Source organism: Cupriavidus sp. U2 (assembly GCF_009663685.2).
Lineage (GTDB): Bacteria > Pseudomonadota > Gammaproteobacteria > Burkholderiales > Burkholderiaceae > Cupriavidus > Cupriavidus necator_C.
The window spans coordinates 253493-267436 of the sequence record NZ_RCOG02000012.1 but is presented as its reverse complement, the minus strand read 5'-3'; the positions used below and the strand labels follow the sequence as shown (position 1 = coordinate 267436).

General features: G+C 67.2%; 12 protein-coding genes. 5 read left to right on the top strand and 7 right to left on the bottom strand.

Going from position 1 to position 13944, the window contains the following annotated elements:
• Nucleotides 1–232 precede the first annotated feature (232 nt).
• Together D9X30_RS11425 and D9X30_RS11420 are read left to right on the top strand one after the other, a co-directional pair.
• On the top strand, nucleotides 233–1180 hold the full coding sequence (locus tag D9X30_RS11425; protein ID WP_153946686.1) for a phosphate acetyltransferase: 948 nt from the start codon (nucleotides 233–235) through the stop codon (nucleotides 1178–1180).
• 12 nt (nucleotides 1181–1192) lie between these two features.
• The gene (locus tag D9X30_RS11420; RefSeq protein WP_249640942.1) at nucleotides 1193–2416 is read left to right on the top strand and encodes an acetate/propionate family kinase; all 1224 of its coding nucleotides are present in this window, start codon (nucleotides 1193–1195) and stop codon (nucleotides 2414–2416) included.
• 15 nt (nucleotides 2417–2431) lie between these two features.
• On the opposite strand, the gene D9X30_RS11415 is transcribed toward D9X30_RS11420, so the two are convergent.
• On the bottom strand, nucleotides 2432–3208 hold the full coding sequence (locus D9X30_RS11415) for a tyrosine-protein phosphatase (RefSeq protein ID WP_194946477.1): 777 nt from the start codon (nucleotides 3206–3208) through the stop codon (nucleotides 2432–2434).
• Nucleotides 3209–3376: 168 nt separating this feature from the next.
• On the opposite strand from D9X30_RS11415, the gene D9X30_RS11410 reads away from it, so the two are divergent.
• Both D9X30_RS11410 and D9X30_RS11405 read left to right on the top strand, forming a co-directional pair.
• Complete coding sequence (locus tag D9X30_RS11410) at nucleotides 3377–4072, top strand: transglycosylase domain-containing protein (RefSeq protein WP_153946684.1); 696 nt, start codon at nucleotides 3377–3379, stop codon at nucleotides 4070–4072.
• An 86-nt stretch (nucleotides 4073–4158) separates the two neighbouring features.
• Complete coding sequence (locus D9X30_RS11405) at nucleotides 4159–4629, top strand: MgtC/SapB family protein (RefSeq protein WP_153946683.1); 471 nt, start codon at nucleotides 4159–4161, stop codon at nucleotides 4627–4629.
• A 21-nt stretch (nucleotides 4630–4650) separates the two neighbouring features.
• On the opposite strand, the gene D9X30_RS11400 is transcribed toward D9X30_RS11405, so the two are convergent.
• From D9X30_RS11400 to D9X30_RS11380, 5 genes are all read right to left on the bottom strand, one after another.
• Nucleotides 4651–4893 (bottom strand): formate dehydrogenase subunit delta, encoded by a 243-nt coding sequence (locus D9X30_RS11400; protein ID WP_092595096.1) that lies wholly within the window; start codon nucleotides 4891–4893, stop codon nucleotides 4651–4653.
• Nucleotides 4894–4902: 9 nt separating this feature from the next.
• Complete coding sequence (gene fdhD / locus D9X30_RS11395; RefSeq protein WP_153946682.1) at nucleotides 4903–5751, bottom strand: formate dehydrogenase accessory sulfurtransferase FdhD; 849 nt, start codon at nucleotides 5749–5751, stop codon at nucleotides 4903–4905.
• A gap of 13 nt (nucleotides 5752–5764) precedes the next feature.
• Nucleotides 5765–8638 carry a formate dehydrogenase subunit alpha gene (gene fdhF / locus D9X30_RS11390; RefSeq protein WP_153946681.1) on the bottom strand — a complete coding sequence of 958 codons (2874 nt, stop codon included), beginning with the start codon at nucleotides 8636–8638 and terminating at the stop codon, nucleotides 5765–5767.
• 73 nt (nucleotides 8639–8711) lie between these two features.
• Nucleotides 8712–10268: a formate dehydrogenase beta subunit gene (locus tag D9X30_RS11385; RefSeq protein WP_153946680.1), complete on the bottom strand. Its 1557-nt coding sequence runs from the start codon at nucleotides 10266–10268 to the stop codon at nucleotides 8712–8714.
• Nucleotides 10265–10783 carry a formate dehydrogenase subunit gamma gene (locus tag D9X30_RS11380; RefSeq protein ID WP_153946679.1) on the bottom strand — a complete coding sequence of 173 codons (519 nt, stop codon included), beginning with the start codon at nucleotides 10781–10783 and terminating at the stop codon, nucleotides 10265–10267. Before D9X30_RS11380 ends, D9X30_RS11385 begins: the two co-directional genes overlap by 4 nt.
• Before the next feature lie 136 nt (nucleotides 10784–10919).
• Here D9X30_RS11380 and D9X30_RS11375 point away from each other — a divergent pair, with 136 nt between their 5' ends.
• The gene (locus D9X30_RS11375) at nucleotides 10920–12011 is read left to right on the top strand and encodes a substrate-binding domain-containing protein (RefSeq protein ID WP_153946678.1); all 1092 of its coding nucleotides are present in this window, start codon (nucleotides 10920–10922) and stop codon (nucleotides 12009–12011) included.
• 45 nt (nucleotides 12012–12056) lie between these two features.
• Here D9X30_RS11375 and D9X30_RS11370 read toward each other — a convergent pair whose 3' ends face one another.
• Nucleotides 12057–13754 (bottom strand): M30 family zinc metallopeptidase, encoded by a 1698-nt coding sequence (locus D9X30_RS11370; RefSeq protein ID WP_153946677.1) that lies wholly within the window; start codon nucleotides 13752–13754, stop codon nucleotides 12057–12059.
• Nucleotides 13755–13944 lie beyond the last annotated feature (190 nt).

The window sequence follows — 13944 nt, the reverse complement described above, 5'->3', positions numbered from 1 at the left end:
TGCAGCGTGGCGCGAACATCGCTTGCTGCGATGCAACAGTAAAAATCTACCAGCCCGGGCGCGCCCTGACAACCGTTACCAAAGTCCAATGCGTCGGGCCGCTTCGCAAGTGACAGAACCAAGTCATCGATACGGCGCCCGCGTTGGCCTATACTGGCTCGGAACGTTTGCGCAACGCAGCATCCGCATGCCCTGCCGGGTGCTGTCCCGATGGCTCACCAGGTACCTGCCCATGCCGACCCCATCGTCCGACGACAAGTACGCCCGGCTGCTCGCACGTTGCGAGGGCCTTCCGCCCATCCCGACCGCCGTAGCGCATCCCTGCGACTATTCTTCGCTCGATGGCGGGCTGGAAGCGGCGCGCCTCGGGCTGATCGTGCCCATCCTGTGTGGCCCCGCGGCCCGCATCCGCGCCGTGGCCGAGGAGCATGGGCTGGCGCTGGGCGACACCGAGATCATCGACGCGCCGCACAGCCATGCGTCGGCCGATTGTGCGGTCGAGGCCGTCCGCACGGGCCGGGCCGAACTGCTGATGAAGGGCAGCCTGCACACCGACGAATTGCTGCATGCGGTGGCGCGCAGCGCCAGCGGCCTGCGCACCGGGCGGCGGCTGTCGCACGTGTTCGCGATGGATGTGCCGAGCTATCACAAGCCGCTATTCATTACCGACGCGGCCGTCAACATCTTCCCCACGCTGAACGAAAAGGCCGATATCGTTCGAAATGCCATCGACCTGGTGCGCGTGCTCGGGGTCGAGCGGCCCAAGGTGGCGATCCTGTCTGCCGTCGAGACCGTCACCGACAAGATCCCCTCGACGATCGAAGCCGCTGCGCTGTGCATGATGAGCCTGCGCGGGCAGATCGAGGGCGGCCTGCTCGACGGGCCGCTGGCGTTCGACAACGCCATCAGCAAGGCCGCCGCCGATACCAAGGGCATCAAGTCGGAGGTGGCGGGCGACCCCGATATCCTGCTGGTGCCGGACCTGGAAGCCGGCAACATGCTGGCCAAGCAGTTGACGTTTCTGGCCGGCGCCGAGGCCGCGGGCATCGTGTTGGGCGCGCGCGTCCCGGTCATCCTGACCAGCCGCGCCGACAGCGTGCGCGCCCGCATCGGCAGTTGCGCCATCGCGGTGCTGCTGGCGCATTCGCGGCGCACCGCGCAAACCGCCGTACCGGCCTGAGGAGACCCTGGCGTGAGCACACCACATCCCGTCATTCTCGTCGTCAACGCCGGTTCGTCGAGCGTCAAGGTATCGATCTACGTGGTGCCCGACGCGGCGCACGAGAACGTCGATATCCAGCCGTCGCTGGCCGCGCATGGCCAGATCGAAGGCATCGGCGTGGCACCGCGCCTGCTGGCGCGCATGGCCGACGGCCGCGAAGTGACCGATCAGAAATTTCCCGTCGAGCAGGTACCCCACCACGACGCCGCCTTCCGCCTGATCCGGCTGACACTGAGCGTTGCGCTGCGCGACACGCCGCCGGTGGCCATCGGCCATCGCGTCGTGCATGGCGGCAGCGACTTTGCCGATGCGGTGCGCATCGACGACGCGGTGATTGCCAGGCTCGAAACGCTGGTGCCGCTGGCGCCCTTGCACCAGCCCCACAACCTGACGGCGATCCGTGCCATTCGCGCCGCGGCACCCGACCTGCTGCAGGTGGCCTGCTTCGACACGGCGTTCCACGTCGGCCGCGACGAGCTGGCGCAGCTGATGGCGCTGCCCTATGAATACTACGAGCAGGGCGTGCGGCGCTACGGCTTTCACGGGCTGTCGTACGCGTATATCGCGCGCCGCCTCAAGCAGGTGGCGCCCGATCTGGCCGAAGGCCGTGTCATCGTGGCGCACCTGGGCAACGGTGCCAGCCTGTGCGCGATGCACGGCGGCAAGAGCGTGGATTCGACCATGGGCCTGACCGCGCTCGACGGCATGCCCATGGGCACGCGCTGCGGGTCGATCGATCCCGGCGCGGTGCTGTACCTTGCCGCGCAGGGCATGAGCCCCGATGCGATCCAGTCGATGCTGTATGGGCAGTCAGGCCTGAAGGGCATCTCCGGCATCAGCAGCGACATGCGGGCGCTGCTGGCCAGCGACACCCCGCGTGCAAAGCTGGCCGTCGATTTCTACGCGTACCGTGCGGCCCAGGAAATCGGCAAGCTCGCGGTCACGCTCGGCGGCCTGGACGCCCTGGTCTTCACGGCCGGGGTGGGCGCAAACTCGCCCGACATTCGCGCCCGCATCTGCGCGCACCTGACCGAACTGTTCGGCGTTTCGCTGGACCCCACCGCCAACGGCGACAACTGCCAGCGCGTGAGCCGCGATAGCAGCCGCATCCCGGTACTGGTGTTGCCGACCGACGAGGAAGGCATGATCGCGCTGTCTACGGCGCGTATCCTGCGCGAGAGCGGCGGACCCTGAGACTGGGGGGTTGGGCTATGGCGCGAGGTAGTGGGCCCGCAGCAATGCGGTGTCCACGCCGAGGTCGTCGGACAGAAAGCGCTCCAGGCCGCCGTATGTCGCGGTGATGGCATCCATCGATGCCTCGATGTACTCGGGGCGCACTTCCAGCAGCGGCAGCATCGCCTCGGCCGTCACGCCGATCTGCGCGACGCCGGCCAGCATCTTTTCATTGAATCGCTGGTTCCAGTGGTTCGACTCGAGGTAGTTGGCCACGATATCGTCCTGGGACACGCCGAGTGCGCCCAGCAGCAGCAGCGACGCAAAGCCGGTGCGGTCCTTGCCAGCGGTGCAGTGGTAGTAGAGCGTCTTGCCCGCTTCGGCGTGCCGCAGGAACGTGCGGAAAGCGTCGCGGTACCGCACCGGAAAATCGCGATACACGTCGAGCATGAAGCCGTGCATCTGCGCGGCGTTGCTCGCACGCAGGCGCGGCAGCAATACGTCCATCGACATCGCGCCATCGAGTACCGGCACCGCCAGCCACGCGAAACGCTCGCCAAATGCCTGCTCGCCCGGTGATTTCTCGCCGGACGACCGGAAATCGACGACGATGTCGAGCTGCAACGCGTGCAGCTTGTCGAGATCCGCGGCGCAACCGAGTGCCGGATTGGCGCTGCGGTACAGCTTGTTCTGGCGAATCCGGCGCCCGGCATGCCCGGTCAGCCCGCCGAGGTCGCGCGCGTTGGCGATGGTTTCCAGGTCCAGGCAAGGCCGCATTGTGGCGGCCGCGCTATAAAGGTTATCGATCTGCATGGCTCTTGAAATGTTCGGCATTGGCGTCGATTATTTCAGATCGCCAACGGCGACGACACCCCGATTATCACCAGATACCCTCGGCGCGGGCGCGCGGGCGCCCCTGGCCCTGCCCTGGGAGCGGCCAGAAAATCCGGTATCGCTTCTGGCAATGGCACAATACGCGCCATGCAACGTATCTGGTCCGCCTTTGTCAAATTCGTGCTGCTCGCCGTGGTGGGCGGCACGTTGCTGGTTGCATTCGCCGTATTGATGGCCAACCGGCAGTTGCCGTCGCTCGACGCCATGCTGGCCTTCCGGCAGACGCCGGGCTACGTCAGGCTGGCGGATTTCCCCCACACGCTGCCCGAGGCCGTCGTGGCCATCGAGGATGACCGCTTCTACCTGCATGATGGCGTCGACTATGTGGGCGTGATGCGCGCCGGCATCGCCAACCTGTCGGACGAACTGTCGCAGGGCGCATCCACCATCACCATGCAGGTGGCCCGCAACTTCTTCCTGTCGCGCAAGAAGACCTACACGCGCAAGCTCTACGAAATCCTGCTGGCGTACCGCATCGAAAACGCGCTGAGCAAGGACGAGATCCTCGAGCTCTACCTGAACAAGATCTACCTGGGCCAGGGCGCCTATGGCTTCTCGGAAGCCGCCGATACCTACTTCGGCAAGCCCGTGGACCAGCTGTCGCTGGCCGAATGCGCGATGCTGGCCGGTCTGCCCAAGGCACCGTCGGCCAACAATCCCGTGGTGAACCCGCGCCGGGCGCGGCAGCGGCAGAGCTACATCCTGCTGCGGATGATGGAACTGGGCCGGATCACACGTGCCCAGTACGACGCCGCGCTGCTGGAGCCGCTGCGTCTGCGCTGACCGTCTTGTCAGCGCGCGCCCGACGGCGCCGCCCTGCCCCCGCATGCTAGCCTGCCCCAGCCAAACACGCCTGGGTGGAGACAGCCATGGAAGGACTCTGGGGCGATATCTACGGTACGCTGCGCTCGGAATTTGCCGACGTGCCGGACATCAAGGAACTCACGCGCATCCTGCTGCGCCTGACGCTGGCCGTGCTGCTGGGCGGGCTGATCGGCTACGAGCGCGAAGCGGCGGGCAAGCCGGCCGGCCTGCGCACTCACATGCTGGTGGCCATGGGCTCGGCGCTGTTCGTGCTGGTGCCGTTGCAGGCCGGCGTGCCATTGCCGGACATGAGCCGCGTGCTGCAGGGCCTGATGTCCGGCATCGGCTTTCTGGGCGCCGGCGCGATCATCAAGCTGAACAGCGGGGAGGATGTGCGCGGCCTGACCACGGCGGCCAGCATCTGGACCGTGGCGGCCATCGGCGTCGCCTGCGGGCTGGGCCGCGAAGCGACGGCCGTGATCGCCACCCTGTTCGGGCTGGCGATCCTGCAGCTGCTCTACCGGCTGAGGAAGTAGAAGGCGCGGCGAAGACGAACCTCAGGCCGCCGCCCGCAGGACGATCTGGAGCATTTCGGGATGACGCGCCACCGCCTCCACGACGATGGGGTGCACCCCCTCGCCGCCGGCTTCGATATGCGCCAGGAACGCCCGCTTCATGCGGGGTTCCCAGAACTTCTTGATATGCGAGGCGATATCGGCCAGCGCCTCTTCGCGATCGGGCATCGCCTCGAAAAAGCTGCCGATCTGGTTGGCCATCTTGACCAGGTTCTCGATATGCATGCCAGACCCTTATCCAGTATGTAGTCGTTGAGGATGGCTGTAGACCACCATGGTGCCGCCCCGCACGAAGCCGGCCAGCGTGATGCCTGCCGTCTCGGCCAGGCGCACCGCCATGGCCGTGGGACCGGACACCGCCGCCAGCACGCCGGCGCCGATGGCGGCGGTCTTCTGCACCATCTCGTAGCTCGCGCGGCTGGTCACGATGACCGCGCCGCGCGCAATGTCTTCCTGGCCGCCGCGGGCCAGTGCGCCGGCCAGCTTGTCCAGGGCGTTGTGCCGGCCCACGTCCTCGCGCACCAGCGCCACCTCGCCATTCGGCCGCATCCACGCCGCCGCATGCGTGGCGCCGGTGTCGCGCAGCAACGCCTGACGCTTGTGCAGCACCGCGAACGCATGCTCGAACACGCGCGGATCGAACTCGGCCTGGCTGCGCACCGGTTCCGGCATGCGCATGACCTCGTCCAGCGATTCGGTGCCGCAAAGCCCGCAACCGGTACGTCCGGCCATGGCCCGCCGGCGGCCCTTGAGTTCGACGAAGGCGCCCGTGGCAATCTCGACCTTGACCGTGATGCCCTGCGCGCCGGCCTCGACGTCAACGCCGTAGATGTCGCTGGCGGCCGCCACAATGCCTTCACTGAGGCTGAAGCCCAGCGCGAAGTCTTCCAGATCGGCCGGCGTGGCCAGCATCACCGCATGCGAGATGCCGTTGAACTCCAGCGCCACCGGCACTTCCTCGGCCAGATGATCGACCTCGGCCGTCAACACCCCGTGACGCCAGCGGCTGACCGGGAACGTGCGCTGCGCCGGCACCTCGTCGGTGCCGGCCGCGCTGTCCGGAGATGGCACGTCGCGTTTCATCGCCGCTCCCGGGTCAGCCCGCCTGCGCCGTCTCGCTGGCCGCGCGCAGGTGGCCAAGCTGCTCTTCGTTGAACGCCTGGTAGTTGCGCTGCCAGGTGGACGGCTGCGCCACCGGCATCACCTGCACCGCCGTCACCTTGTACTCGGGGCAGTTGGTGGCCCAGTCCGAGTTGTCGGTGGTAATCACGTTGGCGCCCGACTCGGGGAAGTGGAAGGTCGTGTAGACCACGCCCGGCTGCATGCGCTGGCTGACGATCGCTCGCAGCACGGTCTCGCCGGCCCGGCTCTGCACGCCCACCCAGTCCCCGTCCTTGATGCCACGCTCCTCGGCATCATGGGGATGGATCTCCAGCCGGTCCTCGTCGTGCCAGTGCACGTTGTGCGTGCGCCGCGTCTGCGCGCCCACGTTGTACTGCGACAGGATGCGGCCGGTGGTCAGCAGCAGCGGGTACTTCTGCGTCACCTTTTCGTCGGTCGGCACGTACTTGGTGATGATGAACTTGCCCTTGCCGCGCACGAATCCGTCGACGTGCATGGTCGGCGTGCCCTGCGGCGCCTCGGCGTTGCACGGCCACTGCACGCTGCCCAGTTCGTCGAGCTTCTGGTAGCTCACGCCCGAGAACGTCGGCGTCAGGCGCGCAATCTCGTCCATGATCTCGGACGGATGCTTGTACTCCATCGGATAGCCCAGCGCCTTCGACAGCAGCAGCGTCACTTCCCAGTCCGAATAGCCGGCCTGCGGCGGCATCACCTTGCGCACGCGCGAGATGCGACGCTCGGCGTTGGTGAACGTGCCGTCCTTTTCCAGGAACGACGAACCGGGCAGGAACACGTGCGCGTACTTGGCCGTCTCGTTCAGGAAGATGTCCTGCACGACGATGCATTCCATCGACGACAACGCCTCGGCCACGTGCTGGGTGTTCGGGTCCGACTGGACGATATCCTCGCCCTGGCAGTACAGGCCCTTGAACGTGCCGGTCAGCGCGGCCTCGAACATGTTCGGGATACGCAGGCCCGGCTCGGGGTTGATGCCCACGCCCCACGCGGCCTCGAAGCTGCTGCGTACGGTCGAATCCGATACATGGCGATAGCCCGGCAGTTCGTGCGGGAACGATCCCATGTCGCACGAGCCCTGCACGTTGTTCTGGCCGCGCAGCGGGTTCACGCCCACGCCTTCGCGGCCGACGTTGCCCGTGGCCATGGCCAGGTTGGCGATGCCCATCACCGTGGTGGAGCCCTGCGCGTGTTCCGTCACGCCAAGGCCGTAGTAGATGGCTGCATTGCCGCCGGTGGCGTAGAGCCGCGCGGCGCCGCGCAGCGTTTCGGCCGGCACGCCGGTGGACGCCTCCAGCACTTCCGGCGAGTTCTCGGGCAGGGCCACGAAGTCGCGCCATTGCTGGAACGCGCGGTCCTCGCAACGCTCGGCGATGAACTGCTCGGCCAGCAGGCCTTCGGTGACGATCACGTGGGCCATCGCCGTGACCACGGCAACGTTGGTACCCGGGCGCAGCTGCAGGTGATAGTCGGCACGGATGTGCGGCGAATCCACCAGATCGATCTGGCGCGGATCCACGACGATCAGCTTGGCGCCCGCCCGCAGGCGGCGCTTCATGCGCGAGCCGAACACCGGGTGGCCGTCGGTCGGGTTGGCGCCGATCACCATGATCACGTCGGACTTGGCCACCGAGCGGAACGTCTGGGTGCCCGCCGATTCGCCCAGCGTGGTCTTCAGACCATAGCCGGTCGGCGAATGACAAACCCGTGCGCAGGTATCGACGTTGTTGTTGCCGAACGCCGCACGCACCAGCTTCTGCACCAGGTAGCCTTCCTCGTTGGTGCAGCGCGACGACACGATGCCGCCGATCGAATCGGTGCCGTGTTCGGCCTGGATGCGCTTGAACTGCGACGCGGCGTAGCCGATGGCCTCTTCCCACGACACTTCGCGCCAGGGATCGGTGATCTTCGCGCGGATCATCGGCTTGAGGATGCGGTCCTTGTGCGTGGCATAGCCCCAGGCGAAGCGGCCCTTCACGCAGGCGTGGCCTTCGTTGGCCGCGCCGTCCTTGTGCGGGACCATGCGCACCACCTCGTTGCCCTTCATCTCGGCCTTGAACGAGCAGCCCACGCCGCAGTACGCGCACGTGGTCACCACGTTGTGCGACGGCTGGCCCAGCTGGATCACCGACGTCTCGGTCAACGTGGCGGTCGGGCACGCCTGCACGCAGGCGCCGCACGACACGCAGTCCGATTCCATGAACGGCTGGCTGGTGCCGGCGGACACGCGCGAATCAAAGCCCCGGCCGCTGATGGTCAGCGCGAAGGTGCCCTGGGTTTCCTCGCAGGCCCGTACGCAGCGGTTGCAGACGATGCACTTGGACGGGTCGTATGTGAAATACGGGTTCGACTCGTCCTTCTTCATGTGCGTGTGCGTGGCGATCGGGGCGGCACCGCCGGCGCCGTCCGCGTAGCGCACTTCGCGCAGGCCCACCACGCCGGCCATGTCCTGCAGTTCGCAGTTGCCGTTGGTCGGGCAGGTCAGGCAGTCGAGCGGGTGATCGGAGATATAGAGCTCCATCACGCCACGGCGCAGTTCGCCCAGCTTGCCGCTTTGCGTGCGCACCTTCATGCCCGGTTCCACGGGGGTGGTGCACGAGGCCGGATAGCCGCGCCGGCCTTCGATCTCCACCAGACACAGCCGGCACGAGCCGAACGGTTCCAGGGAATCGGTGGCGCAGAGCTTGGGCACGCCAATGCCGGCTTCGGCAGAGGCGCGCATGACAGAGGTGCCGGCCGGCACGGTGACGGATACCCCATCGATCTCCAGCGTGACCAGAGTGTCGGAATCGATGGCCGGGGTGCCGTAGTCGAAATCGTCGCGAGCGTTCAAGGGATGTCTCCCGTAATGCACTGCTTTTTGTGGATGCGCGCCCCTGAGGGGTGCGTCGGTTCTTGAATACCGTTCAGGCGGCGCGGGCCGGCTTGGCCGACAAGCCGAAGTCCTCGGGGAATTCGTTCAGCGCGGACAGCACCGGGTACGGCGTCATGCCGCCCATCGCGCACAACGAACCCGCCAGCATCGTGTCGCACAGGTCGCGCACCAGCGCCACATGCTTCACGGGCTGGTCGCCCGCGATGATGCGGTCGATCACCTCGACGCCACGCGTCGATCCGATCCGGCACGGCGTGCACTTGCCGCACGACTCGATGGCGCAGAACTCCATGGCATAGCGGGCCATCTTTGCCATGTCCACGGTCTCGTCGAACACAACGATGCCGCCGTGGCCCACCACCGCGCCAAACGCGGCATAGGCCTCGTAGTCGAGCGGCGCATCGAAGCGCGACTCGGGCAGGTAGGCACCCAGCGGGCCGCCCACCTGCACGGCCCGGATGGCCCGGCCGCTGCGGGTGCCGCCGCCGAAGTCGAACATCAGCTCGCGCAGCGTCACGCCGAACGCCTTTTCCACCAGACCGCCCTGCCGGATATTGCCGGCCAGCTGGAACGGCAGCGTGCCGCGCGAGCGGCCCATGCCGAAGTCCTGGTAGAACCTGGCGCCGCGCGCCAGAATCACCGGCACCGTGGCCAGCGAGATCACGTTGTTGATCACGGTGGGCTGGCCGAACAGCCCCTTCAGCGCCGGCAGGGGCGGCTTGGCGCGCACCACGCCCCGCTTGCCCTCCAGGCTTTCCAGCAGCGCGGTTTCCTCGCCGCATACATAGGCGCCGGCGCCCTTGCGGACTTCCAGCGTGAACCGCTTGCCGCTGCCCCGGATGTTGTCGCCCAGCCAGCCGGCCTGCGTGGCGGTGGCGATGGCGGCCTCGGTGGCGGCAATCGCGTGCGGGTATTCGGAGCGCGTGTAGATGTAGCCGGACTCGGCGCCCACGGCCAGGCCGGCGATCGTCATGCCCTCGATCAGCATGAACGGGTCGTCTTCCATGACCATGCGGTCGGAGAACGTGCCCGAGTCACCTTCGTCGGCGTTGCAGACGATGTACTTGACCGGCGACTGCGCAGCCAGCACGGTCTTCCATTTGATGCCGGTCGGAAACGCCGCGCCGCCCCGACCCCGCAGGCCGGAGTCGAGCACCTCCTGCACGATCTGCGCGGGCTCCATGGTCAGCGCGCGCGTCAGGCCGGCATAGCCCTCGTGGGCGATGTAGTCGTCGAGCGACAGGGGATCGGTGATGCCCACGCGGGCAAAGGTCAGGCGCTCCTGCTGCTTCAGGAACGGAATCTCGTCGGTCAGCCCGAGCGCCAGTGCATGCTGGCCGCCGGTCAGCAAGCCGGCGTCGAACAGCGCGGCGACGTCGTCTGCCGTCACCGGGCCGTACGCCGTGCGTCCGGCAGCGGTCTGTACCTCGACCAGCGGTTCCAGCCAGAACATGCCGCGCGAGCCGTTGCGCACGATACGCACGTCGGCGCCGCGCCGTGCGGCTTCGGCGGCGATGGCCTGCGCCACCTCGTCGGCACCCAGCGCCAGCGCGGTGGAGTCGCGCGGAACGAAGATGGTGGTGGTCATGCGCGGGCCTCCTGGTCTTCACGGACGGCATCGACAAGCTTGTCGAACCGTTTGGCATCGACGCGCGCGTGAATGCGGTCGCCGATCATCATCGACGGGCCGGTGGCACACTGCCCCAGGCAGTAGACCGGCTCCAGCGTATATTGGCCGTCGGCCGTGGTCTCGTGGAAGTCGCAGCCCAGCTTGCGGCAGGCGTGTTCGGCCAGCGCGTCGGCACCGACCGACTGGCACGCTTCGGCACGGCACACCTGCACGACATGGCGTCCGGCCGGCTGCTCGCGAAAATGGTGATAGAACGTGATGACGCCATGCACTTCGGCACGCGACAGGTTCAGGGCCTTGGCGATGACCGGCACGGCATCGGCCGGGATATAGCCCTGGGTGTCCTGGATCTCGTGCAGAATCGGCAGCAACGCGCCAGGCATGTCACGCCTGGCCGCGACGATGCGCGCGATATCTGCGGAATCCGTCCGGCCATTGCCGGCTGGCGCCGTGGGGATGGCGGTGTCTGGCATGCTGTCTCCATTTTGTTCTGTCGGTTCCGAAATCGGCTTTTTTATTCATATTCCGGAACATCACAACGGGCTTTTTGGCCTCTTTATGCGACTATAGAACCGTGTTTTGCCCCGTTCAATATGCTATTTTCCGCATATGCTACGTATTTCGATCCTTCCGCACCTGCAGATCCGTGACGACGCCGCCCCGGCACCCGCGCCAGCACTGGATGTGTCGCGCCTGGTGGCCCTGCTGGGCCTGATCGAATCCACGGGAAATATCGCCCAGTCGGCCGAGGCCATGGCGTTGTCATACCGCTACGCCTGGGGCATCCTGCGCGATGCCGAGACGCTTTTCGGCGGCGCGCTGATCGCCAAGACCCGGGGCCGAGGGTCTACCCTGACGCCGCTGGCGCAACAGCTGGTGTGGGCCAGCAAGCGCATTGCCGCGCGCCTGTCGCCCACGCTCGACAGCCTGGCCTCCGAACTCGAGATCGAACTCAAGAAGCTGATGGCGGCCAGCGATCCGGCCGTGCGCATTCACGCCAGCCATGGCTTTGCCGTGGCGGCGCTGCGTGACTTCCTGGACGAACAGAAGGTGCGCCACGACCTCAAGTACTGCGGCAGCCTGGAGGCCGCCGCCGCGCTGTCCGAGGGCGCCTGCGACGTGGCCGGCTTTCACGTGCCGGTTGGCGAGTTCGAGGAAGAGACGCTGCGCGGCTTCTCGCGCTGGCTGCACCCCGAAAAGCACTGCCTGATCCACCTGGCCACGCGCCAGCAGGGGCTGTTCGTGCGCCCCGGCAATCCGCTGAACATCCGCTCGCTGGAAGACCTGACGCGCGCCGACGTGCGCTTCGTCAACCGGCAACTGGGGTCCGGCACGCGCCTGCTGCTGGACTTGATGCTGGCCCGGCGCGGCATCGACAGCAGCCGCATCGAAGGCTTCAGCAACGGCGAATTCACGCACGCGGCCGTGGCCGCCTACATCGGCAGCGGCATGGCGGACGTGGGATTCGGCGTGGAAACGGCGGCCCGGCGCTTCAACCTGGAGTTCGTGCCGGTGCTCAAGGAACGCTACTTCTTCGCGCTGGAAACGGATGCCCTGCACAGCCCGGCGCTGCAGGGCGCGGTATCGGCGATGAAGAGCGGCAGCTTCCGCGAACGCGTCAACGCCCTGCCCGGCTACGACGGCGCACTGACCGGCACGGTGCAGACGTTCGCCGAGGCGTTTCCGGGGGTGGTGCTGTAGGCCGCAACGCGCAGCCCCCGGCAATCGCCAACGCACCGCCTCCGGTCAATACACCACCACCGACAGCGTCACGCCGGCCGGCACGCGCACCTTGTCGCTGTACACGCCGTTGCTGCCGCTGCGCGGTGCGATGTAGCTGCCGTAGCCCTGGAGCATCGACGGTGCGGTGGCCGGCAACTTGCGCAGCGCGGTGTACGCGGCGCCGGACGGATCGATTTCCGGCAGGGTGTACGTGCCGTCAGACCACTGCGGATAGCCGAAGCCCTGCGGCGTGAGCGCCAGCGGCATGTTGCTGTTGGTGCTGGCGCGCCAGTTGGTCAGGGCCCGATCGAAGCTCCAGCCGCCGCCAGCGATTGCGGCGGCGAGCACCGCCTTGGAGCCCGCCTGCTGGCGGGTCAGCAGGTCGCGGAAGAAGCCGATGCCCAGCTGGCGGTTCAGGAAGCCGCCGAAGCTGCCCGACACCGCATAGCTTTCGCACGACACGCCGAAGCCCGTGAACGCCGTCAGGTTGCAGTTGTAGTCGCTGTAGCGGTAGTAGTCCGGCAGGCGCACGTCGCGGATCGGGTTGTAGTTCGACAGGATGGCGCCGCTCAGGAAGTCCTCCATCTGCATCGCGGTCATTTCCTCGAGCCAGGTGTCGTAGGCGTAATCGGCGCCCATGCTGATCTGGCGGCGATAGAAGTTCTGCATGTGCGTGCCTTCGTGCGCCATCGTGGTCTTGACCGACCGCAGGCCAGCCGCATTGCCCAGCGACAGCGTTTCGCTGTCCAGGTACAGCGACACCGACTCGTTGCTGTTCGGTTCCTTGGTCTTCAGGAAGTTGTGCAGGCCCCAGAAGTAGCCCACGGTGCCGTAGGGCTTGCCGTCGCGGTTGAAATTGAGCACGACGATATCCACCGGCGCGCCGGCCGGCAGCATCGACGTGCCGTACGAATTGGCACCCCAGACGCGCCCGCCCACGTTGAGCAGCCGATCGTAGATCATGCTGCTGCCGGCAAAGGCGCTGGCCAGCTCGAGAACTGTCGGGTCCGGCACATTGGCGGCCTCGGCGGTCTCCACCCAGACGTTGACGATGGTGCCGTCGCTGGCGGCCACCTGCTTGCGCAGCGTGGCAGCACGCTGGGTACCGTCCGTGTGATACCAGTTGCGGGTAGCACCCTCCGCCAGGCCCGCGGTGCCGATCGCCGCGGCCAGCGGCGCCGGCACGCCCAGCGTGCTGAGCATCGGATCACCCGGCGTGCGCGTGGCATCGACCCAGCCCTTGCGGTTGTACTCGCCAATGGCCCGCTGGGTGGTTTCGTCCGCCGACGCCTGGCTCAGCGCCTGCGGCGCGATCATCTCTGCCGCCACCTGCGCCGACAGGCCCGCAGGCATGGCCACGGCGGCATCGCCCTGATTGGACAGTTGCAGCCAGATCGTCTTGCCGGCCACGCCGGAAATTGCATACTGCGCGTCGACCGCCGCGCCAGTGTTGTTCTGGTAGCCCCAGATCCCGGCATCGGTGCCCCCGTACGTGCTGTCGCCCGTGGCGCCACAGCCGGTGCACGACTGTTTCAGGCCCACCTGCTGGGGCGGCGGGGTCGTGGCGGTGGCCGTGCTGGCGGCCTGGCTGGCGGCGGCGCTGTCGCCGCCGTCACCGCCCCCGCCGCAAGCGGCCAGGACAAACGCGGCCAAGGCCGCAAGGCCGGTCAAGCCGGCGGGAAAACGATGGCGCGTGCCGGCACGCGGGGTCATGCGACGCATTGGGTGGCTCCGAAACTAAGCGGTCTCCGGGGCCGGGCGCGCGCATCGCGCCCGATCGGAGTGGTCACCCAATAACGACGCGGAACGCGGCAGGTTTAGCGCCATTACATCGCTTTTCCGCGATGGTTCGCGCCAACAACCGTTTCAATCTGTCGTGATACGCACGCAGGCCCGCTGCGGGCGTCGACAC

Bases quoted from the DNA above. Each gene is read 5' to 3' on its own strand.
- D9X30_RS11375 (WP_153946678.1), top strand. From the start codon at position 10,920: ATGCTACGTATTTCGATCCTTCCGCACCTGCAGATCCGTGACGACGCC.
- fdhD (WP_153946682.1), bottom strand. From the start codon at position 5,751: ATGAAACGCGACGTGCCATCTCCGGACAGCGCGGCCGGCACCGACGAG.
- D9X30_RS11385 (WP_153946680.1), bottom strand. From the start codon at position 10,268: ATGACCACCACCATCTTCGTTCCGCGCGACTCCACCGCGCTGGCGCTG.
- D9X30_RS11405 (WP_153946683.1), top strand. From the start codon at position 4,159: ATGGAAGGACTCTGGGGCGATATCTACGGTACGCTGCGCTCGGAATTT.
- D9X30_RS11415 (WP_194946477.1), bottom strand. From the start codon at position 3,208: ATGCAGATCGATAACCTTTATAGCGCGGCCGCCACAATGCGGCCTTGC.
- D9X30_RS11400 (WP_092595096.1), bottom strand. From the start codon at position 4,893: ATGCATATCGAGAACCTGGTCAAGATGGCCAACCAGATCGGCAGCTTT.
- D9X30_RS11370 (WP_153946677.1), bottom strand. From the start codon at position 13,754: ATGCGTCGCATGACCCCGCGTGCCGGCACGCGCCATCGTTTTCCCGCC.
- D9X30_RS11425 (WP_153946686.1), top strand. From the start codon at position 233: ATGCCGACCCCATCGTCCGACGACAAGTACGCCCGGCTGCTCGCACGT.
- D9X30_RS11380 (WP_153946679.1), bottom strand. From the start codon at position 10,783: ATGCCAGACACCGCCATCCCCACGGCGCCAGCCGGCAATGGCCGGACG.
- D9X30_RS11410 (WP_153946684.1), top strand. From the start codon at position 3,377: ATGCAACGTATCTGGTCCGCCTTTGTCAAATTCGTGCTGCTCGCCGTG.